The organism is Streptomyces sp. NPDC101165 (assembly GCF_044768135.1).
GTDB lineage: Bacteria > Actinomycetota > Actinomycetes > Streptomycetales > Streptomycetaceae > Streptomyces.
In genome coordinates this window covers 282,290-308,071 of sequence record NZ_JBIWPG010000003.1, presented here as the reverse complement: position 1 = coordinate 308,071, position 25,782 = coordinate 282,290, and the positions used below count along the sequence as shown (strand labels likewise).

The window sequence follows — 25,782 nt, the reverse complement described above, 5'->3', positions numbered from 1 at the left end:
TGCGCCCGTGGCGGCCCCGGCCATCCCCTAGGCCGGGGCCGCCCCAAACCGTCGGACCACCCTCACGACGCCGCACACCGGAAGCGATTGCCCATGTCCTTGACCACCACCACGCGCCTCAGCCCCGACTGGCCCTGCCAGGTCAAGATGCCCGGCAGCTACGACTGGGAACGCTCGGCGGCCAAGTGGCTGCGCGAGCTGGTCCCGGCGCGCTACGCCAGCTACCCGACGCTGATCCGGCACCCCGTCCTGCTCGCCCGGCATGCGCAGATCCAGGTCCAGCAGGAGATCCGGGTGGCCCGGACGGCTCTGCAGACCGCGCGGGCCGAGCTGCCCGTCCTCGGCCTGCCCGAGTCGGTCATCGAGCACACGATCAAGCTGTACGCGGCCGAGGTGCTCCAGCTGCAGCACATCGCGCGCAGCGTCCGTGCGGTCAGCGAGGCGCTGGCAGCCCGCGGCATGCCTCGCTGAAGCACGGCGCCGGCCTTCGTCGGTCAGCTCTGCCGTCGCCGGTCGTCGCCGTGTCGTCGGTCGTCACGGTGCCGTCAGTCGTCGTTGCGGTGTCGCCAGTACCAGCAGACGCCTACGGCCAGGGCCAGCAGGAGGACGGCGGGCACTAGCAGGCCCGGGATGCGGGAGCCGGTCATCGGCGTGGCCTTCGGTCGTGGTGCGAGGTGCGCCCGGCGGCGGGCCGCAGGGTGAGGCCCATGGTGGGGCCTGCCGGCCGGTCGTCCACGATGTTTTTCCGAGGCGTTGCCCGATGTTCGAGCCCGGCTGCTCAGCCGCCGACGTCGAGGCTCGTCCGGGATTCCAGTGCGCGGCGCGTGTCGTTGCCGTAGACGCCTGTCTCGTCGCCGCTGATGCCGTACCAGAGCTGGAAGCGGGCCACGGCCGCCGTGAGGACGGCGTCGTAGGTGCCGCTGGTCGAGCCGTCCCGGTAGATGTCGGGAACGCGCAACAGGCGCTGCTGCAGATCGGCGACCTGTGGGCCGGTGTCGCCCTGCCGGAGGGTGCCCGCGCCGTCGGGGTCGGCGGCCGGGGTGGTGGCAGGCGCGGCCGGCGTGGTGGCGGGCGCGACCGGAGCGGTGGTCGTCGGTGTGGTCGTGGTGGTGTGGGACGGCTGTGGGCTCGCGTCCGCCTCCTGTCGCGTGGGGAGCAGGAGGGCGCAGCCGAAGCCGACCACCGCGGCCGCTCCGACGGCCACGGCGACGGCGCCACGGCGGGTCCCCGCGGCCGAGCGGCGGGTGCCGTTCCGCGGGGTCTGCCGGGTGGCCGGGAAGGGGGGCAGTTCCTGGGTGTCGTCCTCGGTGACGGATGTCCGGGGCGCGCCGGCACCGGACAGGGGTGCCGTGCCGAAGGACTCGAAGGACTCGAAGGTCTCGCGCTCCGGGAGCATCTCGCGCATCAGCTCCGCGAGGGCGTCGAAGCGGCGCAGTCGTACGACTCGGACGGGTTCGAGGACCGGTCCGGGGTGCGGCTGTTCAGGGTCGGGCGGTGTCGGCACCCTGCTCTCCTTCCGTCCCGTGCGTACGGGATCCGCGGTCCCCGTGCTGAGATACGGCGCACACGGCGCACCCGTTCAGCCCCACCCCTCTCCCCCTCTCCCCTAAACGCTCGAAACGCTCAACTCGATAAGAAGCATTGAGTGTTTGAGCGAGTGCATGCTAGAAACCGCCGTCATGACGGCTCCTTGGTCACGTCGTGGTTTCCTGACCGCTTCCGCGGGCACCGCTGCCGCCCTGGGGCTCGGCACCCGGGCGTTCGCGGCCTCGGACGAGTTCGCGACGCTGCGCGCGAAGTGGCGCACCCTGATCCTCGGCGAGGGCTTCGACCCGACCGCCGAACCGTTCACGTCCCGGCTCGCCGACCTGGGCGCCACGGCGCGCGGGCTGCTCGCCACGATGGCCCCGGCCACCGGCTCGCTCTGGCCCGACCTGGTGTACGCCGACCCGGACACCGACCAGGAGTCCTACAGCTACTCGGGCAACATGAACGCCAGTTGCACCCGGCTGAACACGCTCGCGCAGGCCAACAGCCACGACCAGCAGGGCGTGGCCGTGCCCTCGCTCGGCTTCACCGGCGTGAACTTCTGGTTCGGCGGAACGGTCGGAACGCTCACCGCGAGCGATCCGTGCAGCGTGATGATCACCGAGAAGGACGACGGCACCGCGGTGCTCGCGGTGAGCGAACCGATGCGCATGCGCACAAGTCTGACCCTGACCTGGCGGCGGCCGGTCGCGACGGTGGCGTCCGCGCCGGCCACGGTCACCTCGGCGACGACCGGCTCCGCGCTGACCCTGGCCTTCGGGGATCTGACCGCGACGGCGGGCGCGACGCAGCGGATCACCGTCAGGCTGGGGTGAGCGCGCCCTGGACGAAGCGGCTCAGGGACGCCGTCAGCGCGGTGACGAAGGCGTCCCGGGCCTCCTCCGGGAGGGTGTCCAGGGACAGGTAGGGGTTGAGGTCCTCCAGCTCGACCAGGAGCAGCTCGCCGTCCGGCGCACGGCAGGCGTCCACCCGCTGGACGCCGTGGCCGAGCCCGTTCCAGTCGATGAAGTGGCGGGCGAACTCCAGGTCGGCGGCGGTGGCGGCGTACGGCCGCAGCTCCCAGCGGCGCGCCGGGTCGGGTGCGTAGAGGGCGTACTGGAAGTCGTCGTCGACGAAGTAGAAGGACACCTCGTAGGCGAAGTCGACGCACGGCTGGACGAGGACGGTGCCGTCGGTGAGGCCGGCGACGCCGGCGGCGGGCAGGATCCGCAGGCCGAGGGAGTCGGCGCCGATCTTGGGCTTCACCACGTAGCGCTCGGCCACCGGCAGCTTGTGCAGGTCCTCGGCGCGGTCGACGGTGGGGATGACCGGGAAACCGGCGGCGCTCAGGTCGAGCAGGTACTGCTTGCCGGCCATGTCCGCCTTGCCGCTGAGCGGGTTGTACACCAGGGTGCCGCTGTCGAGCGCACGCGCGCGGAAGGCTTCGTACTCCTTCTGGTAGCCGAGGACGGGCCCGCTGTTGCGCACGACGACCGCGTCGTAGGCGTCCATCAGCGCGGCCGCGTCCAGCGGATGGCACAGGGCGAGGTCGAAGTGCTCACGCAGCCGCGAGGTCAGGAAGACGTCCTCGTCGCCGTAACGGCGCCCGTTGGCCGGGTACGCCAGGTCGGTGACGTAGAGGACGCGGGGACGTGCGGCGGACATGCGGATCTCCTCGAACAGCTGGGGTGCAGAAAGGTTACGTCCAGGGGTGGCCGCTCCCGTCCCCGGCCCGGCCCTCCGTACAATTTGAGGCCGAACGATCTCCCGTGGCCGGGATCCGGCCGTGGGTGTCCCGCTCAGCGACCCGAGGAGCGCCCGTGCCCGGCCAGCGATCCATCACCGAAGCCGAACGGCTCGCGTCCGCGAAGCTCGGCGGCGTCCCGATCCGCCGGGAGCAGATGGCGGCCGTGGCCAACATCTACCGGGCCGCCTCCGCGGTGCGGCAGCACCTGGAGAACTCGGTGCTGCGCGGCTCCGACCTGACCTGGACCGCGTTCGTCGTGCTCTGGGTGGTCTGGGTGTGGGGCGAGTCGGAGACCCGGCACGTGGCGGAGGAGGCCGGGATCTCCAAGGGCACGCTCACCGGCGTGGCGCGCACGCTGGAGTCGCGCGGGCTCATCGGCCGGGCCGGGCATCCGGACGACGGGCGGCTGGTGCTGCTGAGCCTCACCGACAAGGGCGAGGATCTGATGCAGCGGGTCTTCCCGCAGTTCAACGAGGAGGAGGCGTTCGTCACCGCCGGCCTGAGCGACGCCGAGTGCCGCAGCCTCGCGGAGGGGCTGCGGCGGGTCGTCCTGCAGGTCGAGGAGCACGGCGAGGAGCGCCGCCGGGAGCTGCTCGGCGGGGCCGAGCCGGCACCCCGGCGCAGTGGGCGGCGCGCCAGGAACTGACCGGTGGTCACAGGCGGGTACGGGCGGCGCTCACCAGGGCGTCGAACAGGCCCTGCTGGGCGGGGTCTTCGTGTGCCGTGTCCTCGGGGTGCCACTGCACGGCGGTGAACCAGCCCCGGGCGCCCGGGAGTTCGAGCCCTTCGACGGTGCCGTCGGCGGCGGTGGCCGTGACGGTCAGGCTCTGGCCCGGGCGGTCCACTCGCTGGTGGTGGTAGCAGGAGGCGTCCGTCTTCTCGGCGCCGGTGGCTTCCTCGAGCAGGGTGCCGCGCCGGATCCGTACCGGGTGCACGAGGTGCCGGTGTTCGTGTTCCGGGCCGCCCATGTCCTGTTCCAGGCTGCCGCCGAGGGCCACGTTGACGACCTGCAGTCCCCGGCAGACGGCCAGCAGGGGCAGGCCCGCGTCGAGGGCGTGGCGGGCGACCCGGAGGTCGAAGGTGTCCTGCAGTTCGTCCACGTCGTAGACGCTGTCGTGGGTGGTGGCGGCGCCGTAGCGGTGCGGGGCGAGGTCGCCGCCGCCGGGGAGCAGGACGCCGTCGAAGCGGGCGAGCCGGGCGGCGACGTCGCTCTCGGCGGGGTGGATGCCCGCGGGTTCTCCGCCGGCCCGCCAGACGGCCTCGATCAGGGCGCGGGCGTTGACCTCGGCGGCGTACCGCAGCGCGGAGGTGGTCGCGGAGAAGCGGGCGGGTACGGCGATCAGCGGGCGGTGGGTCACAGCTGGATCCAGGTCGTCTTGAGCTCGGTGTACTTCTCCAGGGCGTGCGCGGACTTGTCGCGGCCGTTGCCGGACTGCTTCATGCCGCCGAAGGGGACGGTCAGGTCGCCCTCCTCGTAGCAGTTGACCCAGACCGTGCCCGCCTTCAGCTGCCGCGAGACCCGGTGCGCGGTGGACAGGTCGGAGGTCCACAGGCCGGCGGCGAGGCCGTAATCGGTGGCGTTGGCGAGCCGTACCGCCTCGTCGAGGTCGTCGAAGGTGAGGACGGCGAGCACGGGGCCGAAGATCTCCTCGCGGGCCAGCCGCATCCCGGGGCCGACGCGGTCGAAGACGGTGGGGCTGAGGTAGCTGCCGCCGGTCTCGGCGAGGGCGCGGGCGCCGCCGGTGCGCAGGCGGGCGCCCTCGGCGCCAGCGGTGGTGACGTGGTCCAGGACACGGTCCAGGTGGGCTTCGCCGACGAGGGCGCCCATCTCGGTGGCGGGGTCGAGCGGGTCGCCGACGCGAAGTTCCCGGGCCCTTCGTACGACGGCCTCGGTGACGCGCTCGGCGATCGAGGAGTGCACGAGGAGCCGGGAGGGCGCGGTGCACATCTCGCCCTGGTTGAAGAAGATGCCCCAGGCCGCGGTGGCGGCCGCGCGGTCGAGGTCGGGTGCGTCGGGCAGGACGATGTTGGGGGACTTGCCGCCGAGTTCGAGCCAGACCCGCTTGAGGTTGGAGTCGGCGGAGTAGCGCAGGAAGTGACGGCCGACGGCGGTGGAGCCGGTGAAGGCGAGGACGTCGACGTCCGGGTGCAGGCCGATCGCGCGGCCCGCGGTGGGGCCGTCGCCAGTGACGATGTTGAGCACACCCGGGGGCAGTCCCGCCTCGGTGCCGATCCGGCCGAGCAGCAGCGCCGACAGCGGGGAGGACTCGGACGGCTTCAGGACGACCGTGCAGCCGGCCGCGAGTGCCGGGGCCACCTTCCAACTCGCCAGCGTGAGCGGGAAGTTCCAGGGGACGACCGCGCCGACCACGCCCGCCGGTTCGCGGGTGACGAGGGCGAGGGCGTCGGGGGCGGTGTGCGGGGACTCGTCGGTGAGCTTGTCGGCCAGCTGGCCGTACCAGCGGAAGGTGTTGATCGCGGCGCGCAGTTCGATGGCGTACGCGTCGGTGATCGGCTTGCCCATCTCCAGGGTGACGGTGAGGGCGAGCTTCTCCCGCTGTTCTTCGAGGAGTTCGGCGATACGGAGCAGCACGCGGCCGCGTTCGGCGGGTGCCAGGCGCGGCCAGGGGCCGGAGTCGAAGGCGCGGCGGGCAGCGGCGACCGCGTGGTCGACCTCGGCCTGCCGCGCGTCGGCGACTTCGGTGAGGATCTGTCCGTCGCGGGGCGAGACGACGGCGAAGGTCGTCCCTCCCCCGGGTTCGTCGGTCCCGTCGATGTGGTGCAGCGCGGGCAGGTCGAGGGTCTTGGCCCGGCGCAGCAGTTCGTCATGGGTGACGTCCGGCATGGTGTTCCTGTCCAGGGTAGGGGGCCCGGCCCCTGACGGAGCCGGGCCCGACGGGGTGCGTCAACGGTCAGCGGTGGGCCGGGAGTGGACCACGCGCGCGGTCCCGGCGCCCAGGAGCAGCACCGCGGGTACGGCCGCGACGAGCCAGGTGGCGGTGGTGGCGTCGCCGCCGATGAGGGTCGTGAAGTTGGCGAGGACCACCCAGATCACGGCGGCGATGCCGAGGGCACCGAGGGACGGGGCGATCAGGGTGTTCCAGCGCCGGGTGTCGAGGCGCTCGCGGCGGAAGAAGACGATCACGGAGACCGAGGTCAGGAAGTACAGGAGCATGCAGGCGAGGACGCCCACGCCGCTGAGCCAGGAGAAGAGGGTGAGGACCGGGTCCTTGCCCGCGAGGGCGAACGGGATCACCAGCAGCACCGCGATCACCGTCTGCACGATGCCCGCCGCCCACGGCGAGTGCCGCTTGTTGAGCGAGCGCAGCCCGCGGGGCAGCAGGCCCTCGCGGCTGAGGGAGAACAGGTAGCGGTTGGCGGAGTTGTGGAAGGCGAGGATGCCGGCGAACAGGGAGGTGCCCAGCAGGACGGGCAGCACGTCGTCGGCCCAGCCGCCGAAGAGCTGCGCGATGGGCGCGAAGACGAACACGGTGGCGTCGCCGCCCGCCAGCGCCTTGCCCGCCGCCCCGGTGACCTTCGTGGCGCCGTACGAGGAGACGAGCATCCACGAGGTGAAGGCGAAGAAGCCGGTCACCACGGCGACCGACAGGTAGGTCGCCCGGGGCACCGTCCGGTGCGGCCGGCGGGCCTCCTCGCCGTAGATCGCGGTGGCCTCGAAGCCGAACATGGACGCGACGGCGAACATCAGGGCCACGCCCGGGGCGCCCTGCAGGACGGCACTCGGGGAGAAGGTGTCGGCGACACCGAGGCCCTCGGGGCCACCGCCCTTGAACAGGGTGACGAGGGCGAAGGCGAGCAGGATGCTGAACTCGGCCAGCACGAACACGGCGAGCACCTTGGCGCCGAGCTCGATTCCTGCGGCGCCGAGCGCCTGGACGACGACCATGGTCACCAGGGCCCACACCCACCAGGCGAGGTGCACGCCGGCGTAGTGCTCGACCAGGCCGGCGACCGTGAAGCCGTACAGGCCGTACATCGCGGCCTGGACCGTGCAGTACGCGAAGAGGGCCACGGCGGCGCTGCCGCTGCCGGTGGTCCGGCCGAGGCCCTTGCCGATGTAGGTGTAGAAGGCGCCCGCGTTCACCACGTGCCGGCCCATGGCCACGAATCCCACCGAGAACAGCAGGATCACCGCGCCCGCGACGGCGTAGGCGGCCGGGGCCCCGGGTCCGTTGCCCACGGCGACGGCGATCGGGACGGCGCCGGCGATGCCGGTGAGCGGCGCCTGGGCGGAGAGGACGAAGAAGAGGATGCCCAGGACTCCCAGGGCGTTGCGCTTGAGGGTTCCTGCCGGCTGTGGGGCCTCTCCGGCCCGGGGCGCTGCGTCGACCGTCTGACTGTCCACTCGGATCACCTGCTGAGGAGGGGAGGGAGGTTTTGTTTTGAGCCAAACGAGTTGCCTCATGGTGAGCTGGAACTATCCATCTGGCAAGGGGTGCGGGCGGGGAATTTACGGTCCGGAAACCGCCTGTGGGATCGCATGAGAGACCCCCCGCCGCAACCGCGACGGGGGGTTCCCTACCGGGCACGCTCAGTCGCCGTCCGGGGGCCGCTCGCCCAGGTCGCGCAGGAGGGACCGCAGCTCGGCGAGGCAGGCCTCGGTGTCCGCGCGGTCGGCGATGCCGGTCAGCTGGTGCAGGACGAGACCGTCCAGGGCGGCGAAGACCAGCCGGTTGAAGGCCGGGCTCACCCCGGGCGGCAGGATCCGGTCCAGCTCGCGCTGCGAGGCACCGAAGTACTCGGCGTACAGCTCACGCACCTGCGGCAGCAGCTCGGGGCGGCGGCGGGCCTCCAGCAGCAGCTCGTACTGGTACGCCTGCCCGTCCGCGTCCTCCTCCACCATGTCCGTGAGACCGGCGACGAAGTCGTCGGGGCGGCCGGTGCCGGGTTCCAGGAGGCTGCTGCTGAGGCTGGTGCGGATCGCGTAGGCCAGGGACTCCTCGATGAGCGCGTCCCGGGACCCGAAGTGGTGCACGACCAGACCGTGGGTGACGCCCGCCTCCTCGGCGACCGCACGGTAGGTCAGGTGACGCAGACCCCGGCGCCCGACGACCCGCACGGCGGCCCTGAGCAGCGCCTCACGGCCCTCGCCGTAACCGAGCCGCTTGCGGGAGGGCGGGCGGCGTTCCTGCGAGGTCCCGGCGGATTCGGTCATGGCGGTGACCATACCCGCCGCCCGCGCCGCGCAGGGGCCGCGGTTCACCGCCGTGGCGGCCTGACGCCGCGGAACTCCCAGTCGCCGCCCAGCGCGGTGGACAGCACCTCCTCGGACTCGGTGGGCTGCGCGCCGACGTCGGTCCGGACCGGAGCGGGCCCGGTGACGACGTGGTTGGTGAGCCGGCCGAGGCCCTCGACCTCCACCTCCACGACGTCGCCGGGCCGCACGGGCCGCGAGTTGGCGGGCGTGCCGGACAGCAGCACGTCACCGGGGTACAGGGTGATGGTGCGGGCGATGTCGGCGACGAGGTAGTGCATGTCCCACTTCATCTCGTCGGTCGAACCGTCCTGGACGACCTCGCCGTTGACGTGGGTCCGCAGCCGCTTGCCGTGGAAGTCCCAGTCGGTGACCAGGCCCGGGCCGAGCGGGCACAGGGTGTCGGAGCCCTTGACCCGGAGCATGGAGCCCGCGTCGGTGTCCCGGAAGTCGTGCAGGCCGTAGTCGTTGGCGACCGTGTAGCCCGCGATGTACTCCCCCGCCTCGGCGGGCGAGATGTTACGGGCCGTCCTCCCGATGACAATCGCCACCTCACCCTCGTAGTTCAGCCACTTGCAGCCCTCGGGCCGGACGATCGCGCCCCGGTGGGAGTTGAGGGAGGAGGTCGGCTTGTGGAAGTAGGTCGGGGTGTCGGGGAGCTCGATGCGGAACTCCTCCACGCGGCTGCGGTGGTTGAGGTGGACGGCGATGATCTTGGAGGGGACCACCGGGGGCAGGTGCGTGGCGTCCTCGGTCTTGACGCGGCGGCCGTCACCTGCGACGAGTTCCGCTCCGTCGACGGTGACCTGGACGGCGGCGCCGTCGAGGAGGATGCGGCGGTATTCGGGCATGGCGGTTCTCCTAGACGCGGCTGTGCGGGGTACGCGGGGACGGTGCGGCGGGCCGGCCGGTGCCGGTCCAGCCGGCGGCCGGGCGGTCGAACCAGAGGTGCACCTGGCCGGTGCCGACGGAGTTCTCGTACTCGCCGTACTGGCGGGCCCTGGCGACGCAGGCCTGCTCGCCGAGGGCGCCGGCCATCATCAGGTAGTGGAAGAACTTCGCCTCGGGCTTGAACCTCCAGAACTCGTCCATGGTGTCGAGGACCTTGTCGTGGCGGCCCTCCTTGAACCAGGCGATGCGCTCGTAGTCCGCCTCCCGGGCCTGAGGCGTGCGGATGTGCACCGGGTCGCTGGACTCGTGGTCGCGCAGCTCGCGCAGTGGCCAGAAGGTGTGTGAGAGCGCACCAGAGGCGATGAGCAGCACCCGGCGCCCCGGAGTGGCGGCGATGCCGTCGGCGAGGGCCCGCCCGAGCCTGAGATGGTCCTCCATGTCGCCGGTCTGGCAGACGCCGATCGTCACCCACCGCTTGTCCGGCAGGCCCTCTCCGAGGAACTTCCAGAGGTTGATGGTGGCGTAGTAGATCGGCAGGTGGTCGTCCTCGATCGGAGTGATCCACGTGCCGTGCTGGTCGGCGAACCGCGCCACGTTGTGGGCGAGTTCGGGATCGCCGGGAAAGTCGTACGGCATCCGGCACATGCCGCGCGGCAGCTCCTCGGAGGTGAAGAGCCCGGCCCGGCGCTGCTGGGCGGCGACGACGAACTCGACGGTGGTCGCCCAGTGCGAGTCGAGAACGACGACGGTGTCGTATTCGTTGGCGGCATCCCGCTCGAAGACGTCCTTGCGGAGCTGCTGCAGGCCGGTGACGAGGGTGATCTCCTTGCCCTCGTTCAGCTCCAGCCGGTCGGCCTCCGGCAGCACGATGGTGGGGACGTGGGCGAGCAGCCCCGCCCCGACGATCTCACCCATGGTCCTTCCATCCCTTCGGGGCGGTGACGGTGTTCTTCAGGTCGCAGTAGAAGTCGAAACTCCAGGTCCCGCCCTCGCGTCCGACACCGGAGAGGCGGGAGCCGCCGAAGGGTGCCTGCAGGTCGCGCACGAAGAAGCAGTTGACCCAGACGGTGCCGGCGACGAGCCGCGCGGTGACGCGCTCGGAGCGCGCCCGGTCGCCCGTGGCGACGGTGGCGGCGAGGCCGAAGCGGGTGTCGTCGGCGAGCCGGACGGCCTCGTCCTCGGTGGCGAAGGTCTGCAGGGTCAGGACGGGCCCGAAGACCTCCTCCTGCACGATCTCCGAGTCCTGGGCGACGTCGGTGAGGAGCGTCGGCGCGTAGTACCGGCCGTCGTGCGGGTGCCCGCCGATGACGGCACGGGCGCCCGCCTCGATCGCCCGCCGCACGAACCCGTCGATCTTCGCCAGCTGGCGGGGGTGGATGTTGGGCCCGATGTCGGTGCCCTCGTCACGCGGATCCCCCTGCGTGAGCCGTCCGGCCTTCTCCACGAAGCGCCGGGTGAACTCCTCGGCGACCGACTCCTCGACGAGGATCCGCGTGGCGGCGAGGCACACCTGCCCGGCGTTGTCGTACTGCTCCACGGCGAGGTCGACGGCGAGGTCGAGGTCGGCGTCCGCGAACACCAACAACGGTGACTTGCCACCGAGTTCAAGACTGAGCGGGGTCAGGTTGGCGGCGGCCGAGGCGGCGATACGGCGAGCGGTGGGCACGGAACCGGTGAAGCTGATCCGGCGCACGTCCGGGTGCGAGGTGAGCGCGTCCCCGATCTCGGCTCCGTAACCCTGCACGACGTTCAGCACCCCGGCCGGCAGCCCTGCCTCGGCGGCGATGTCGGCGAGCAGCGAGGCGGTCAACGGAGACCACTCGGCGGGCTTGAGAACCACGGTGTTGCCCGCGGCGAGAGCCGGGGCGACCTTCCAGGTGGCCAGCATCAGCGGGGCGTTCCACGGCGTGATCAGCACACAGGGGCCGGCCGGGTCCCAGCTGACGTGGTTGCTGTGCCCCCGCGTCTCGAAGTCCTCGTGGTCGAGCCGGAGCAGCCAGTCCGCGAAGAACCGGAAGTTGTGGGCGACGCGGGGCATGACGCCCCTGCGGTGCGAGCGCAGCAGAGCACCGTTGTCGGTGGTCTCCACGACGGCCAGCTCTTCGATCCGCTTCTCGACACCGTCGGCGACGGCGTGCAGGATCCGGGCGCGCTCGGCACGGGAGGTGGCGGCCCAGGCGGGGAAGGCGGCCTTGGCGGCGACAATGGCGGCTTCGGCCTCGGCTGGGCCGCCGCGGGCGATCTCGCCGAGGGCGGTGCCGTCTATGGGCGAGTGATCGGTGAAGGTGTCACCGGAGGCGATCCGTTGGCCACCAATCCAGTGCCGGGTGTCGATGGAAACACCGGAGACTGTGATTTTGTCGGACATGAGCAAGGGTTCCAATCTGAACACAGGGAAGGCGACTTACCCAGGGGCACGGGGAACTGCGCGACCAGCCACGACGAACCCGCAGCCGACCGGGAACCTCACTCGCCAGACGCCCCCGACGTACCGGACTCGAGCAGCCGACCGCCGTCCCAGACCACCCCGACCTGCCGGTAGTACGCAGCGATCGGTTCACGAATCTCCAGCCGCGCCAACTCCTCCGTCGGCGCCTCGAACAACTCCAACTCGGCCTCACCGACCCACGGTTGCCCACCCTCGAAGGAAGCGGCTCCCGACTCGATCAGCTCGTCCAGCGCCAGCCCCTTGCCCTTCTCGATCGAGGGCAGCCACCGGTGATGGACCATGGGGTGCCCGTTGACGAACCCATTCGTGTCCGACGGCTCCCGCAGAGTCACCACGGCCTGGGCCAACCGCCGATCAGCGGCAGCGAGTGTCGCCCCAAAACGTGCCCCCGCCTCGATCCGGGGAGCGGGCCCGTACGGATGCGGCCGCGTCTGGTGAATGGACCCGAGTTTCTTCGGATACCCCTGGTGCAGCCCCCGCGCGATCGCGAAGTCCTTGTCCACCCAGATGTACACGCACCGCGAGTACGTCTGCCCCCGGTACGTGCAGCGGACGACCGCGAAGGCCTCCTTGTACTGCGCCAGCACCGGATCGAGCAGCTGCGAGCCCGACTGGGAGCAGGACTGCCAGTCGGCCCAGATCAGGGCGACCGCGCCTGGGTCCTCGTCGGCCAACTCCAGTGGCTCGGGCAGCAGTTCACGCACTCGTGCGGGATCCGTGCGGTATTCGACGGTGAGCAGGTCGCCGGAGTAACCCCAGGGCGGCTCGGGGATCAGCGACGAGGCACCCGTCGCCGTCTTGGGGTGGAAGTAACCGCGGACACTGGTCACTTGAGGCTCCTTACGCGGTGAGGGCGGGCTGCTTCAGCAGTTCGGCGCGGTAGCGGGCGGCGGCGGACACGGCGCCGGGGCCGCCGAGCGCGACGACGCCGACCAGGCGGCCGTCGCGGTGGTAGCCGGCGAGGAGGTCGCCGTCGGTGTCGCCGTCGAGGACCCGGACGTCGGCGAGGCCGAGCGCGGGCGCGCCGAAGGACTGCAGCCGGAAGTCGTGCTGGTCGCTCCAGAAGGTGGGCAGCGGCGCGAACGGCGCCGGCTCCGGCTCACCGCCGACGAGATGGGCGACCAGGGCCTTCGCGGCCTGCTTCGCGGTGTCCGTGGGGATGGACCAGTGCTCGACCCGGCGGGGTACGCCGTCGTAGCGGGCGTTGGGGAAGCGGGCGACGTCACCGACGGCCACGACCTCCGGGCGGCCGCCGACCCGCAGCAGCTCGTCCGTGAGGACACCGTCGGTCAGGTCGAGGCCGTTCCCGTCCAGCCACTCGGTGTTGGCGATCGAACCGATCGATTCGACCACGACGTCCGCCGGTACGACCGAGCCGTCGTCCAGCACCACGCCGGTGACCGTTCGATCGCCCTCGAAGCCGTGGACACCGGTGCCGAGCCGGAACCGTACGCCCCGTGCCTCGTGCCGCTGCAGCAGCGACCGGGCGAGCAGCTCACCGAGCGGGCCGACCATGGGCAGGGGCAGCGGGTCGACGACGGTCACTTCGGCGACGCCGAGTCCGACCGCGGTGGCGGCGACCTCGCAGCCGATGAACCCGGCGCCGACCACGACCACCCGGGCGCCGGGCCGGGTCAGCGCCTCGCGCAGACCCTGGGCGTCGGCGAGGGTGCGGACCGTGTGCCGGCCGGTGAGCGGGCCGGGGCAGCGCAGCCGGCGGGGCCGCATGCCGGTGGCGACGACCAGGCCGTCGTACGGGAGCACCTCGCCGCCGTCGAGTTCCAGGGTCCGCTCGTCGAGCCGGGCCGCGACGGCCCTGCGGCCGAGGCGCCATTCGACGTCGGCGACGCTCGCCCGGGGGCGGAAGGCCAGCGACTCGAAGGGCGCCTTGCCCGCGAGGACCTCCTTGGAGAGCGGCGGGCGGTTGTAGGGCATGTGGGACTCGTCCCCGACCAGGGTGATCGCCCCGGTCCAGCCGGCCGCACGCAGTTGTTCGGCGGCGCGCAGGCCGGCCATGGACGCGCCGGCGACGAGGATGCGACCGCTCATGGGTCAGTCCTCGATCCGGATGGCCTGCAGCGGGCAGACGTCGGCGGCTTCCTCGACCTCGTCACGCAGGGCGTCGTCGGGGTCGCTGACGTAGGCGAGGCGCCCGTCGGTGTCGAGCTGGAAGACGTCGGGTGCCGCGAAGACGCACTGGCCGTGGTCCTGGCACTTGTTCATGTCGACGACGACCTTCATGGCCGGTCCTCCTGAGGGTGAGGGCGTCGAGGCGGAGTGAAGGGGGAGAAGTGGGGCCCGTCCGGCTCAGGAAGGGCCCCGGCCAACGGGGTGCGGTGACCGCACCCCGAACTCGTTTGGCTTCAAACAAGGTAGGCAGGCACCACCCCCTGGTCAATACCTATCCGGATGGATAAATTCTTGCCGCGGAAACCTTGCGGTCCGGCATGACGCTGCCTACCGTTTGGCTTCAAACAACATGCCCGGGGCTGCCCGGGAGCCGCCCCGCACGGGCCCCTCCCCCGCCGCGTCCCGGCCTTCTCTGCCACGCCACCCGCCTCCCGGACAGCGCGTCCCGGAGGTGCCCGACGTCCGCCCCAGGAGACAACGGTGAGCGCTCATGACATCCAGGAAGTCCGCCGCCACATGGACCGGCTCGCCGCCGACGGCATCGACGTCGTCCGGGTGACCTATCCCGATCTGATCGGCACCGAGCGGGCGCGCGACGTCCTGTCGGCGGAGCTGCCCCGGGCCGTGGAGCACGGGCTGGCCTTCTGCCGGGCCGTCTACCACACCAGCCCTCAGGGCGACGTGGTCCCGGTGAGCGGCGGTCTGGACGCGGGGCTGCCCGACATCGCCGTACGACCGGACCTCGACACGCTGACCGCGCTGCCGTGGGAGCCCGGCGTCGCGACCTGTCTCGCGGAGATCGTCGACCCGGCCACCGGGTCTGCGGCGCCCGAATCGCCCCGCGATCTGCTGCGCACGGTCCTGGAGCGGTGCCGGGAGCACGGGCTGCGCCCGGTCGTCGGACCGGAGCTGGAGTACTACCTGTGCGAACCGGACCCCGCCGGAGGCTGGCGCCGCTACGCCCGCGACCCCGGTGTCGTGTACACCGCCGGCCTGCGCGCCGACCCCGACAACCACCTGCTGCGCACCCTGCGCCAGGTGCGTGATCTGAACATCGGGGTGATCAGCGGAAACCACGAGTTCGACGGCGGTCAGTTCGAGATCAACCTGATCCATTCGGACGCCCTGTCGGCAGCCGACCGCTCCTTCCGCTTCAAGGCCGCGATCAAGGAGCTGGCCCGCCGGGAGGGCAGGCTGGCCACCTTCATGGCCAAGCCGTTCAACGACTCCGGCGGCTCCGGCTTCCACCTGCACCTGTCCTGCGACGACGTCGACGACCGCAACGCCTTCGACGACCCCTCGGGCTCGTACGGCCTGTCCACCACCGCCCGCCGGGCCGTGGCCGGCGTCCTCGCCCATGCCCCGGCGCTCGCGGCACTGCTCAATCCGACGGTGAACTCGTACAAGCGCTTCGGCCCGGACACCCTCGCCCCCTGGCTGATCGACTGGGGGCTGGACAACCGCAGCGCCATGGTCCGCATCCCGCCGGAGCGGGGCAGCGGCGCCCGCCTGGAGCTGCGGCTGGGCGACGCGAGCGCCAACCCGTACCTCGCGATCGCCGGCACGATCGCCGCCGCCCTGCTGGGCGTCCTGGCCGGAGAGGAACCACCCGCCCCGCTGGAGGGCTACGGCTACGACACCGCCAGGTCGGCGCTGCTGCCGGCGACCCTGTCCGACGCCCTGGACGCGCTGGAGGCGGACACCGCCCTGGCCGAGATCCTCGGCAAGGACTTCACCACGTCCTTCCTCTCCTACAAGCGCAACGAGGTCGAGCGCTTCCAACGGTTCGTCACCGACTGGGAGTTCACCGAGTACGCCTACCACCTGTGAACCGAGGAGCCACCGATGACCACCGAGACCCCGACCGCCGCCGCGAGCGAGCCGATGCCCCTGGCGGACGTCGACCTCGCCGATCTCGACCACTTCACCGACGGCATCACCCCGTGGCGCATGTTCCACACGCTGCGCCACGAGGACCCGGTGCACTGGCAGCCGGAGGAGGCGCCCAACTCCGGTTTCTGGGCGGTCACCCGGCACGCCGACATCGCCCGGGTCGACCGGGACGCCCGGACGTTCACCTCGACCCGGTTCGTCAACCTGGAGGAGCTGGACGACGACCAGATCAAGAAGCGGGCCTCCATCCTGGAGCTGGACGGCGTCCGCCACCGTGCGCTGCGCAGCCTGATCCAGCGGCAGTTCGGCGCGAGCGTCATCAACAGCTACTCCGACTTCCTGCGCGGCCTGACGGCGAAGACCCTGGACGCGGCGCTCGCCAAGGGCAGCTTCGACTTCGTCGCGGATGTCTCCGCCGACTTCCCCATCAACGTGCTGGCCCGCCTGCTGGACGTGCCGCCGGAGGACAACCAGCAGCTCATCGACTGGGGCAACCGCATCATCGGCAACACCGACCCCGACTACGCGGACGTCCTGCTGCACAGCGAGGAGAGCGAGAAGTACCGCGACCTGCCGTTCCGTTCCCCCGCCTCGCTCGAAGTCTTCGAGTACGGACGGGAGCTGGCCCGGCAGCGGCGCGGCAAGGACGGCACCGACCTGGTGTCCAGGCTGGTCAACACCACCCCGCGCGACGGTGTCCCGCTCTCCGCGCAGGACTTCGACAACTACTTCCTGCTCCTGGTGGTGGCCGGCAACGAGACGACCCGGCACACCATCACCCACTCGATGCTGGCCCTCCTCCAGCACTCCGAGCAGCTCGCCCGCCTCCGGGACGATCCCTCCCTGATCCCGACGGCCGTCGAGGAGTTCCTGCGCTGGGCCTCCCCCGTCTACCACTTCCGCCGCACCGCGACCCGCGACGTCGAGCTCGGCGGCAAGCGGATCAGGGAGGGCGACAAGGTCGTCATGTGGTACGCCTCCGGCAACCGCGACGAGGAGGTCTTCGGCAACCCGTACGCGTTCGACGTGGCCCGGCAGGACAACGACCACGTCACCTTCGGCAAGGGCAGCCCGCACCTGTGTCTCGGCAACCTGCTCGCCCGCACCGAGATCCGGATCATGTTCGAGGAACTGATCCCGCGCCTCGCGGACATCCGCCTGACCGGTGACGTCCCGCGGGTGCGCTCGAACTTCGTCAACGGCATCAAGAAGCTGCCGGTGGAGGTCACCCTCGCCTGACGGCGGGCGGCCTCACAGTCCCGCCGCCCACAGCTCCTCCCGGTCGATCCCCGAAAGGCCCCGGCGCACCGTGCGCCGGGGCGCCTTCCCGATCGGCGTGTACGACGGGACGGCGAGCACCCTGCAGCCGGCCGCCTCGGCCGCCGTGACCCCGGTGGGCGAGTCCTCGACCGCGAGACAGGCGGCGGGGTCCACGCCGAGGGCCCGGGCTGCGGCGAGGTAGGGGTCGGCAGCCGGTTTGGTGCGGGGCGTCTCGCCCTCGGCGAGGGTCGTACGGAACCTGTCGGCGCCCAGCACCTTGAGCGCGGCGTCCACGACGGGCCGCGCGGACGCCGAGACCAGCGCCATGGGAAGGTCCAACTCCGCAATTGTGTCGAGGAGTTCGAGAGCGCCCGGGAGCGGGGCGGCCTCCTGCTGAACCGTCTCCAGGAACCGTGCGTCGAGGTGCTCCGCGAGGTCCCGCGGGTCGGCGCCGGTCAGACGGTGCAGATGCCGGGCGGTGTCCGCGGTGGACCGGCCGAGGGCGTCGAAGAGGTCGTCGATGCCGATCCCGGGCACCCGCTCCCGGACCGTGCGCAGCCACAGCGACTCGGTGTCGACGAGCGTGCCGTCCATGTCGAGGAGTACGGCGTGCGGCTCGGCCGCGAAGGGGTGGCCGTCCAGGGTCCAGTGCCGGTCGGGGTGCCGGCCCAGGGCGGCGAAGACCTGTGCGGCGACGTCGGCGTGCCGTACCCGCGGGGGTGCCTGGCCGATACCGGGGCCGGCCGCCGCCAGCCAGGCCGTGCGCTCCTCGGCGGAGCGGCCGCCGTGGCCGCCCGCGTCGACGTGACCGTGGTCGGTGACCACCAGGTACGTCCACTCCTCCTCGGCGAACGTGCGGCGGGCACGGACGGCCGCGAGCAGCCTGCCCACGCGGGCGTCGGCGCGGCGGACCGACGCCTCGTAGGCCGCCCCGCAGCCGAGGACGTGCGCGGTCTCGTCGGGCGCGCCGAGATGGACGAAGGACGCCTCGACGTCCTCCTCGGCGAGGATCTGCGCGGCGGCCTCGGTGATCCGTTCGTCGCAGTCCTCCCAGGCCTCGGGGGTGTCGGCCTCCGGAGCGGCGAACACCGTCCGGGACGCCGCCCGGAACAGGGGTCCGCCGTCGCGCGGCTGCAGCAGGGGCCGCCAGCCTGCGGCGACGAAGGTGCGCCGGCCGTCGTGGTGGTCGAGGCGGGTGGCGAAGTCGGGGAAGACGTCGAGGCGGTGGCCGCCGAAGTCGTTGCTCCACACTCCGTGTTTGGCGGGGCTCACTCCGGTGACGACCGTCGCCCAGCAGGGTCCGGACATGGTGGGCGTGTCGTCCGCGACCTCCACGGGCGTGAGGAATCCCTCGGCGGCGAGGGCGTCGAGGTGCGGCGTGGGCTGGCGGTGCAGTACGTCGAGACGTACACCGTCGATGCCGACGACGAGGACGCGGCGTGCGGCGACGGGCATGGCGCTCCTTACGGTCGATCAGGCGGACCGGGACAGCTCGTCCGGTCCTACTCCATAAGCGAACGGAAGGCCCTGGGCGTAACGCGCCACCTCGTCGGTGGCCCAGTCGGCCATGCGGCCCGGCTCGTTGCCGAGGGAGCCGGCGATGCGCGGGGTCAACAACACGTTCGGCAGGGTGTACAGGGGTGAGTCGGCCGGCGGTACGTCCGGTTCGGTGACGTCGAGGACCGCGGTCGCCCTCGGTGCCGCTCGGGATCTCGGTGAACCTGACCTTGATGTCCTTGTGCGTCCTGTTGAACGCCTCGACCGTCGACTTGGCGCCGAGCGTCCAGGTCCAGTAGTCGATGGTCACCGGCTTGCCGTCGGACGCGGAGCCGGTCGAACCGCCGCTGCCGCCACAGGCGGTGGCGAGCAGGCCGAGGGCGGCGACGGCGGCGGTTGCGGCGATACGGAACGATCGTGACGTACGCGTCATGGCACGGCTCCTACGAGACCTCGTACGGGAAGAGGCGGTCGCAGGACAGCTTTGTGCGCAGCCGATCAACGTCAAGAGCGTTCGCGCAAGATAATCAAAACGATCGCTATTCGATCGCTTCGCTCACCCTGCACTGCTCGATGGCGTCAGCGGGTGTCGGGAGGCGCCAGGAGGCCTCAGGAGGCGCTTCCGGTGGGTGGCGTGCCCCCGCACGACGAGCGGATCCGCAGCTCGGGGAGCAGGTCGAGGTGCTGCCGGGGGCTGGGCCGCTCCCCCGTCGCCCGCTCGGCGAGGCAGCGCAGCAGAAGCTTCGCGGCGAGGTCGCCCACCGCGTGCTTCGGTGGGGCGACGGCGGTGAGGGGCACGTCGGCGAGGCCCGCGACCTCGTCGTCGTAGGCGATGAGCGCGAGGTCGTCGGGCACCCGCACGCCGCGCGCCTGGAGCCGGGGCACGAGCACGATGGCGTCCTCGTCGCTGTGCACCAGGGCCGCGGTGACGCCGCGTTCGCGGACCGCCTTGACGAGGTAGTCGACGGAGGCGTCGTAGTCGCCGTGTTCCCGCACGCTCGGGGCGCCTTCGTCGACGTCGATGCCGCGCGAGCGTACGGCCGCCTGGAAGCCGGCGCCGATCTGGACGGCGTGCGGGCCCTCCTGGAGGACGGCGGTGATCCGGCGATGCCCGAGGGCGGCGAAGTGACCGACGGCCAGGGCGGCGCCGTGGGCGCGGTCGGTGCGGACCCGGTCGAGGTCGGCCGCGGGGTTGCCGGGCAGGGCGGAGCGCTCCACCAGGACGGTGGGCACCTCGCACTCCATGAGCCACTTCTCCTGCCCGTCCTCGGGAACGCCGCCGAACCGGCTGGGCGCCACCAGCAGCCCCTGGGCACCGCCCGCGACCAGGTGTTCCGCCTGCACGGAGTCCTCGGTGTCGACGTAGCCGGAGACGCCGAGGACCAGCCGTCCACCCTGGGCGCCGACGGCCTCGCGGGCACCGCGCACGATGTCGGCGAAGATGTAGTTCGTGGTCGGCACGATCATTCCGATCACGGCGCCCCCGGCGGGCTCCGGTCGCGGCTCGGGGGCGGCGGCGGTGTCGCCGGGCCAGACCACCGCGCCGTGCAGCCGCTGCACCCGGCCCTGCGCCGCCAGGGTCTCCGCGTCGCGCCGCAACGTGACCGCCGAGACACCGAGTTCGGCCGCCAGTTCGGCGACGCGGAGGCTGCCCCGCTCCCGGACGAGTTCGAGCACCCGCTCGTGGCGCTGGTCGACGTGCAGTCGCATGGGGCTCCCCCTGGAACAGTGATCCCGAGTCACTCACTCTACGCTCACAATCGTATCGATCGTTTCCAATCAATTCGATCGCTCCGATGTTCGGAGAGGAGACCTCAGAGCACTCAGTTCCCCCATACTTGCCCTTCTGCTGCACTGAGTGTCATGAAACCGGGCCGGGTGCTACGTTCCCGTTCATGAGCTCCAGCAGCGCGGCGCCGACCGCGAAGCCGCCGATGCGGGACGCCCTGGTCGCGGCGGCCTTCCAGCTCTTCCTGGAACGCGGGTACGAACAGACCACCGTGGACGACATCGTGGCGCTGGCCGGGGTCGGCCGCCGCTCGTTCTTCCGCTACTTCCCCTCGAAGGAGGACGTGGTCTTCCCCGACCACGAGCGCTGCCTGGCCGACATGACCGCGTTCCTCGCCGCGAGCGACGAGGCGGACGAACCGGTCCGGCGGGTGTGCGACGCGGCCCGGCTGGTGCTGCGGATGTACGCGGAGAACCCGACCTTCTCCGTACAGCGCTACCGGCTCACCAAGAAGGTGCCCGGGCTGCGCGCCTACGAGCTGTCCGTGGTCTGGCGCTACGAGCGCGCGCTCGCCGAGTATCTGCGCGGGCGGTTCGCCGGGCAGCACGACGGGACACTGCACGCCGACGTGATCGCCGCCGCCGTCGTCGCCGCGCACAACAACGCCCTGCGCTCCTGGCTGCGTTCGGACGGCGAGGGCGACGCGGGCACGGCGGTGGACCATGCCCTGGGATACGTCCAGGCCGTCTTCGCCCCCTCGGCACATCCACGCCCCACCCCGGCCGGCGAGCACCCCGACGTCAGGCACTCCGATGTCACGCGCCCGGAAGGCGCGCACCCGGAAATGGCGCACCTCGACATCGAGCACCCCGACGACGTGGTCGTCCTCGTCACACGCCGGGACGCACCGCTGTGGCGGGTGGTGCAGGAGTTCGAGTCGGCCGTCGGCCGCGCCTGACCCGCACCACCTGGGACCCCTGACACAAAGCCTCCGCAGATTTGGGGTACGGAGTGCCTTTACGAGTGACACTGAGTGCCATACTCTGTCGGCGTGCACGGTGGCACGGCAACCGGGCACACACGCGTGCGGTTCACTCCGGGCGCGTGGGATTCCGGCCGAGGGCAGGGAGTTGACCAGCGTGTACCACCACTCAGCGAGCGCCACGATTCCGGCGGCAGGCTCCGCGGGGGCGGGTCTCCTCGACCCCGCCGTCGCGGACTCCAAGGACGCCATCGTCTTCCAGCGCTGCACCTGGTGCGGCACGGCGATGTACCACCGGCTGCTGTGTCCTGTGTGCCAGGGCAGCGAGCTGCGCACGGAGCGCAGCGAGGGCGCCGGGACGGTGCGCCACTCCACCGTGGTGCACCGCAACACTCCCGCGGCGCGCAACGTGTCGCTGATCGAGATGGCCGAGGGGTTCGTCGTACGGGGCCGGGTCATGGGGCCGCCCGTCGGCATCCACAGCGGGGACCGGGTACGGCTGTCCACGACCAAGGACCCGGTCCGGGGCGAGCCGGTCTTCCAGCTGATCGACGAGCCGTACCGCGCCTGGACCTGAGGCCGCCCCGGCCGCGATCCCGCGGCCTGCGCGAAGATGCCCCCATGAACATGGCATCGGCATCGGAACCGACCTCCGCATCGGAATCGGAGCAGGTGAGCGCGGCGATCGAGGGTGAGCTCGCGCTCATGGACCCTCGCGTGCGCTCCTCTCGGGACCTGACCCGGCAGTGGCTCGACCCGGAGTTCGTCGAGGTCGGCGCCTCAGGAACGCGATGGACGCTGCAGGACATCCTGGCCGCGCTGCCGGACCTGGCGGGCAGCACGGACGAGGGCCCCCGTTACGAGCCTTCGGAGATGAGCGGGGTCCTGCTGGCTCCGGGTCTGGTGCATCTGACGTACGAGACCGTGCTCGACGGGCGTCACGCGCGCCGCAGTTCGCTGTGGCGCCGGCGGGACGCGCGGTCGGGCTGGCGGATGTACTACCACCAGGCCACCCCGGTGCCGTCCCCGGCCGGATAGTCACACCTCTCCCAAGTCACGTGCGGCGGGCGGAAGTTGCCGTTCTCCCGGACCGCTGACCCATCGTTGCCGTGCGCCGGACTGCAGGCCGCGCGATGTGATCCACCACTTGCCCTTCACAGGCAACCCACAGTGTCTCCTTCCCGTCCTCCCGGGACGAGGGGCGCCCGGGACCGCCGGGACGCCCGAGGACGGGGTCAGAGGAGGAACTGTGGTCCGTGCCCGGCGCATATGGGTCACCGCCGCCGCGTTGCTCGCGGTGGCGGGCGCATCCCCAGGGGCGGCAGTCGCACAGGGGCAACCATCGTCACAGTCGGCGGCGTTGATCGCAGCGGCCGACGGGAAGCTGCCGCCAGGGTGGGGGATCACCGGCGGCCGGTCGGGGTCGCGGCAGCTGGTGTGGCGGTCGGACCGGCCGGTGCCCATGGGGGACTCGCGCGTGGAATTCCGGGCGGGCGGACGCCTCTTGGGGCTTCCGCAGCCGGCCAAGGACGGACGCACCTTCCGGCTGCCGATCGACGGGCAGCACGCCGGCGAGCTGGGCGGGCTGCAAGTCTGGTCCGGCGGACGGCGACTGGACGGCAAGGCCGCCGTCCCGACCGGATCCGCGGTGCAGCCGCCGGCACCGCTGCCGGCCAACTCCGTGGACCCGGGCAAGCCCGGTTCGTACCGCACCAAGACCGGTGAGTACAGCCTGAAGTCGGTCCGGCTGCCGGGCTTCTCCGCCCCGGTGGAGATGCGCGCGGTGGTCGTCGCCCCCACCGGCGCCCATGGCCCGCGCCCGCTCGCGCTGTTCCTGCACGGCCGCCACTTCACCTGCTACAAGGGCCAGGACATCACCGGCGACTGGCCCTGCCCGGCCGGGACGAAGGCGGTGCCGAGCCACCGCGGTTACCTGCGCGACCAGAAGCTGCTGGCCTCCCAGGGCTATGTGACCGTGTCGATCTCCGCGAACGGCATCAACGGCCAGGACGGGAACGCCGAGGACGGCGGCGCGCAGGCGCGTTCGTCCCTGGTGCGGCTGCACCTGGCTCAGTGGGCCGACTGGGCCGCGCACCCCGAGACCGCCCCGCAGGTCGTGCAGGACGCGCCCCGCGCCGACCTGTCCCGCGTCCTGCTGGTCGGGCACTCGCGCGGCGGCGAGGGCGTCGACCGGGCCGCTATGGACAGCCTGTACCCGCCGCCCGCCGCCCAGGACGGCTACCACGGGCCGGTGCGCTGGACGATCCGCGGTCTGGTCCTCATCGGCCCCACCGTGTTCGGCCAGAACCCGGTGCCCGACGTGCCGTCCGTGTCGGTCCTGCCGGGCTGCGACGGTGACGTCTCCGACCTCCAGGGCGAGATGTACGTCGACGGCACGCGTGGGGTGAGCCGCGGTGCCGCACTGCACAGCGCGGTGTACGTCATCGGCGCCAACCACAACTTCTTCAACTCCGAGTGGACGCCGGGGCAGGCCACCGCGCCCGCCCAGGACGACTTCTCGGACGATCCGCAGCACCCCGATCCGGTGTGCGGCAAGCGGGCCGCGACCCGGCTGACCGCCGACCAGCAGCACCGGGCCGGTTCGACCTACATCGCGGCCGCCGCACGGCTGTTCCTCGCCGGTGACGACAAGGTGCGGCCGCTGCTGGACGGTTCCGGCAAGCGGGCGCCGTCGGCGGACCCGGCGCGGGTCCTCAGCCATGCGGTGGGCGGGCGCCGTGACGCCGGGTTCCTGCCGGACGGCGGGGTGTCCGTGACGGGCGCCAAGCTGTGCGCGGCGGTCGACCCCTCCCCGGCCAAGGCCTGCCTGGGCCAGGGTGCCAAGGGAAGCTCTCCGCACTTCGTGCAGTGGGAGACCGACCGCGAACCCGGCCGGCACGCGATCGCGCTGCACTGGACCCACGCGGGCACCCCGGCACGGGTGGCGGTGAAGGACCCGGTCTCGTTGGCCGGTGACAAGGCGCTCGCGCTGCGGCTGTTCGTGCCGCCGAACTCCCGGGGCACGCGCCTGGACGTGTCCGTCACCGACGCCTCCGGCCGCACGGCGGTCCTCGGCAAGGTGAAGGTCGACGGGCTGCCGGGCAGCGAGAGCACCGCGTCCTACTGGGCGCGGGAGATCCGGGTGCCGCTGACGGCGGCCACGCGCGCCGGGCTCGACCTGCATCAGGTCAAGTCTCTTGTGCTGACCCCCCGTTCGGGCTCCGGCCGGGCCTGGCTGATGGACGCGTGGGGCTGGCGGCCCGGTCTGCCGGCGGTGAAGGCGGCCGGTCTGCCGCGCGTGGACGTCGGCCGTACGACCGTCGACGAGGGCGACTCCGGCACCCGCACCTACCGGGTTCCGGTCGAGGTGTCGGGGCAGGGCAGCGGACAGGTCCGGGTGTACGTCTTCGACCCGGCCACCGGCAAGGTCACGAACCGGCTGGTCACCGTGCGTCCCGGCGGTCACGACATCGACGTGCCGGTCGAGGTGAAGGGCAACACGCGCTACGGCCAGGACGTGTCGTACGACATCAGCGTCAAGGCGGTCCGCGGCGCGGTCGTCGGCTCGTACCGGGGCGGGATCACCGTGCACGAAGACGACCCGGCGCCCAAGATGACCGTCACCCCCGTCGCCGACAAGGTGTCCGAGGGGAAGGCCCTGAAGTGGCGGGTCTCGCTGTCCGAGGCCGTCGACGTGGACATGAGCGCGTTCTTCCTGGCGGTGGCGCCCGACGGGGCCGAGCTGTCCACCAAGGACGTGTCCGCGCGCTGGCTGCGGGACCATACGGGTGTCTCGCCGGACCCGGAGCGGCCGCTGTCCAAGCTGCCGGGCGGCCTCTACCTGTGGGTGGGCATCCCGGCGGGCAAGACCAGTGCGGACATCACCATTCCCACGGTCAAGGACCGGGTGCGGGAGTCCGCGGAGTCGGTGCGGTTCCAGCAGATCGACGACCAGACCGGCAAACCGCAGCCCGGTGGCCTGGAGTTGAACGGCTCGGTGCTCGACGCGTCGTAGCCGCCTGGAACCCCTGTCGTAGCCGCCTGAAGCCCTGAGGAAGCAGCAGCCTCCTCAGGGCTTCGGCGTCACCCGGATCCCGACCGTGCCCTCCAGCCCGCGCCGCAGCCGGCTGCCCAGCAGGGTGAGCCGTCCGACGATGCCGTACTTGCGGGCGATGAGGGTGCGGTAGCGGGCGGTGGTGGCCGCGTCGGCGATCTCGGCGGTGGCCGGGACCTGGGCGCCGGTGGGATTGCCGCGCAGGTCGCAGGGGCCGACGAGGACGTCGGCGCGCCGGCGGATGCGCTTGACCTTCCAGCTGTCGCCCGCCGTCCACACGCCCAGGGCGTCTCCGTCCCGGATCACCCACACCGGCGTCGCGACGGGGGTGCCGTCCTTGCGGTAGCTGGTGACCAGCAGGTACTTGCCGGAGCCGAGCCGGTCCAGCTGCGTGTCGTCCATTCCGGC

At 71.9% G+C, this 25,782-nt stretch carries 23 protein-coding genes and 2 pseudogenes; 9 read left to right on the top strand and 16 right to left on the bottom strand.

Annotated features, from left to right (window positions below):
- Positions 1-93 precede the first annotated feature (93 nt).
- Positions 94-471 carry a hypothetical protein gene (locus tag ACIRVH_RS08035; RefSeq protein ID WP_403949426.1) on the top strand — a complete coding sequence of 126 codons (378 nt, stop codon included), beginning with the start codon at positions 94-96 and terminating at the stop codon, positions 469-471.
- Between the two features lie 307 nt (positions 472-778).
- Here the strand turns inward: ACIRVH_RS08035 and ACIRVH_RS08030 are convergent, their stop codons facing one another.
- On the bottom strand, positions 779-1,504 hold the full coding sequence (locus ACIRVH_RS08030; RefSeq protein WP_403949423.1) for a peptidoglycan-binding protein: 726 nt from the start codon (positions 1,502-1,504) through the stop codon (positions 779-781).
- Positions 1,505-2,027: 523 nt separating this feature from the next.
- Between ACIRVH_RS08030 and ACIRVH_RS08025 the strand changes: the two are divergent.
- Positions 2,028-2,363, top strand: a pseudogene (locus ACIRVH_RS08025) (polysaccharide lyase beta-sandwich domain-containing protein); the annotation flags it as partial.
- Here the strand turns inward: ACIRVH_RS08025 and ACIRVH_RS08020 are convergent.
- A complete protein-coding gene (locus tag ACIRVH_RS08020) occupies positions 2,350-3,192 on the bottom strand; it encodes a hypothetical protein (RefSeq protein WP_403949420.1) in 843 nt (280 codons plus the stop codon). The pseudogene ACIRVH_RS08025 and the gene ACIRVH_RS08020 overlap by 14 nt on opposite strands.
- Positions 3,193-3,347: 155 nt before the next feature.
- Here ACIRVH_RS08020 and ACIRVH_RS08015 point away from each other — a divergent pair, with 155 nt between their 5' ends.
- Positions 3,348-3,920, top strand: coding sequence for a MarR family winged helix-turn-helix transcriptional regulator (locus ACIRVH_RS08015; protein WP_403949418.1), 573 nt, complete (start codon positions 3,348-3,350; stop codon positions 3,918-3,920).
- A 7-nt stretch (positions 3,921-3,927) separates the two neighbouring features.
- Here the strand turns inward: ACIRVH_RS08015 and ACIRVH_RS08010 are convergent, their stop codons facing one another.
- The 10 genes from ACIRVH_RS08010 to ACIRVH_RS07965 form a co-directional block, all read right to left on the bottom strand.
- Positions 3,928-4,632, bottom strand: coding sequence for a gamma-glutamyl-gamma-aminobutyrate hydrolase family protein (locus tag ACIRVH_RS08010; protein WP_403949417.1), 705 nt, complete (start codon positions 4,630-4,632; stop codon positions 3,928-3,930).
- Positions 4,629-6,119 carry an aldehyde dehydrogenase gene (locus ACIRVH_RS08005; protein WP_403949414.1) on the bottom strand — a complete coding sequence of 497 codons (1,491 nt, stop codon included), beginning with the start codon at positions 6,117-6,119 and terminating at the stop codon, positions 4,629-4,631. Before ACIRVH_RS08005 ends, ACIRVH_RS08010 begins: the two co-directional genes overlap by 4 nt.
- 60 nt (positions 6,120-6,179) lie before the next feature.
- A complete protein-coding gene (locus ACIRVH_RS08000; RefSeq protein WP_403949411.1) occupies positions 6,180-7,640 on the bottom strand; it encodes an APC family permease in 1,461 nt (486 codons plus the stop codon).
- A gap of 186 nt (positions 7,641-7,826) precedes the next feature.
- Positions 7,827-8,450: a TetR/AcrR family transcriptional regulator gene (locus ACIRVH_RS07995; protein WP_403949408.1), complete on the bottom strand. Its 624-nt coding sequence runs from the start codon at positions 8,448-8,450 to the stop codon at positions 7,827-7,829.
- Positions 8,451-8,494: 44 nt separating this feature from the next.
- Positions 8,495-9,340, bottom strand: a complete 846-nt coding sequence (locus ACIRVH_RS07990; RefSeq protein WP_403949406.1) for a fumarylacetoacetate hydrolase family protein — start codon at positions 9,338-9,340, stop codon at positions 8,495-8,497.
- Between the two features lie 10 nt (positions 9,341-9,350).
- The gene (locus ACIRVH_RS07985) at positions 9,351-10,295 is read right to left on the bottom strand and encodes a 3,4-dihydroxyphenylacetate 2,3-dioxygenase (protein WP_403949403.1); all 945 of its coding nucleotides are present in this window, start codon (positions 10,293-10,295) and stop codon (positions 9,351-9,353) included.
- Positions 10,288-11,748: an aldehyde dehydrogenase gene (locus ACIRVH_RS07980; protein WP_403949400.1), complete on the bottom strand. Its 1,461-nt coding sequence runs from the start codon at positions 11,746-11,748 to the stop codon at positions 10,288-10,290. The genes ACIRVH_RS07985 and ACIRVH_RS07980 overlap by 8 nt, the downstream gene beginning before the upstream one ends.
- A 98-nt stretch (positions 11,749-11,846) precedes the next feature.
- Positions 11,847-12,659: an acetoacetate decarboxylase family protein gene (locus tag ACIRVH_RS07975; protein ID WP_403949397.1), complete on the bottom strand. Its 813-nt coding sequence runs from the start codon at positions 12,657-12,659 to the stop codon at positions 11,847-11,849.
- 10 nt (positions 12,660-12,669) lie between these two features.
- Complete coding sequence (locus ACIRVH_RS07970) at positions 12,670-13,878, bottom strand: NAD(P)/FAD-dependent oxidoreductase (RefSeq protein WP_403949394.1); 1,209 nt, start codon at positions 13,876-13,878, stop codon at positions 12,670-12,672.
- 3 nt (positions 13,879-13,881) lie between these two features.
- Complete coding sequence (locus ACIRVH_RS07965; protein ID WP_386577475.1) at positions 13,882-14,070, bottom strand: ferredoxin; 189 nt, start codon at positions 14,068-14,070, stop codon at positions 13,882-13,884.
- Between the two features lie 369 nt (positions 14,071-14,439).
- On the opposite strand from ACIRVH_RS07965, the gene ACIRVH_RS07960 reads away from it, so the two are divergent.
- Both ACIRVH_RS07960 and ACIRVH_RS07955 read left to right on the top strand, forming a co-directional pair.
- Complete coding sequence (locus tag ACIRVH_RS07960) at positions 14,440-15,789, top strand: glutamine synthetase family protein (protein ID WP_403949391.1); 1,350 nt, start codon at positions 14,440-14,442, stop codon at positions 15,787-15,789.
- A 15-nt stretch (positions 15,790-15,804) separates the two neighbouring features.
- On the top strand, positions 15,805-17,091 hold the full coding sequence (locus ACIRVH_RS07955) for a cytochrome P450 (RefSeq protein ID WP_403949389.1): 1,287 nt from the start codon (positions 15,805-15,807) through the stop codon (positions 17,089-17,091).
- Between the two features lie 12 nt (positions 17,092-17,103).
- Here the strand turns inward: ACIRVH_RS07955 and ACIRVH_RS07950 are convergent, their stop codons facing one another.
- The 3 genes and pseudogenes from ACIRVH_RS07950 to ACIRVH_RS07940 form a co-directional block, all read right to left on the bottom strand.
- On the bottom strand, positions 17,104-18,567 hold the full coding sequence (locus ACIRVH_RS07950) for an HAD-IA family hydrolase (RefSeq protein WP_403949387.1): 1,464 nt from the start codon (positions 18,565-18,567) through the stop codon (positions 17,104-17,106).
- 18 nt (positions 18,568-18,585) lie between these two features.
- Positions 18,586-18,807, bottom strand: a pseudogene (locus ACIRVH_RS07945) (hydroxyacid dehydrogenase); the annotation flags it as partial.
- A gap of 411 nt (positions 18,808-19,218) precedes the next feature.
- Positions 19,219-20,319: a substrate-binding domain-containing protein gene (locus tag ACIRVH_RS07940; RefSeq protein ID WP_403949386.1), complete on the bottom strand. Its 1,101-nt coding sequence runs from the start codon at positions 20,317-20,319 to the stop codon at positions 19,219-19,221.
- Positions 20,320-20,504: 185 nt separating this feature from the next.
- On the opposite strand from ACIRVH_RS07940, the gene ACIRVH_RS07935 reads away from it, so the two are divergent.
- From ACIRVH_RS07935 to ACIRVH_RS07920, 4 genes are all read left to right on the top strand, one after another.
- On the top strand, positions 20,505-21,296 hold the full coding sequence (locus ACIRVH_RS07935; RefSeq protein WP_403949383.1) for a TetR family transcriptional regulator: 792 nt from the start codon (positions 20,505-20,507) through the stop codon (positions 21,294-21,296).
- Positions 21,297-21,477: 181 nt separating this feature from the next.
- A complete protein-coding gene (locus ACIRVH_RS07930; protein WP_403949381.1) occupies positions 21,478-21,897 on the top strand; it encodes a Zn-ribbon domain-containing OB-fold protein in 420 nt (139 codons plus the stop codon).
- A gap of 44 nt (positions 21,898-21,941) precedes the next feature.
- Positions 21,942-22,358 (top strand): DUF4440 domain-containing protein, encoded by a 417-nt coding sequence (locus ACIRVH_RS07925; protein WP_403949378.1) that lies wholly within the window; start codon positions 21,942-21,944, stop codon positions 22,356-22,358.
- 211 nt (positions 22,359-22,569) lie between these two features.
- Positions 22,570-25,335 carry an alpha/beta hydrolase family protein gene (locus tag ACIRVH_RS07920; protein WP_403949375.1) on the top strand — a complete coding sequence of 922 codons (2,766 nt, stop codon included), beginning with the start codon at positions 22,570-22,572 and terminating at the stop codon, positions 25,333-25,335.
- A 54-nt stretch (positions 25,336-25,389) separates the two neighbouring features.
- On the opposite strand, the gene ACIRVH_RS07915 is transcribed toward ACIRVH_RS07920, so the two are convergent.
- On the bottom strand, positions 25,390-25,776 hold the full coding sequence (locus ACIRVH_RS07915) for a PPOX class F420-dependent oxidoreductase (protein WP_403949373.1): 387 nt from the start codon (positions 25,774-25,776) through the stop codon (positions 25,390-25,392).
- Positions 25,777-25,782 lie beyond the last annotated feature (6 nt).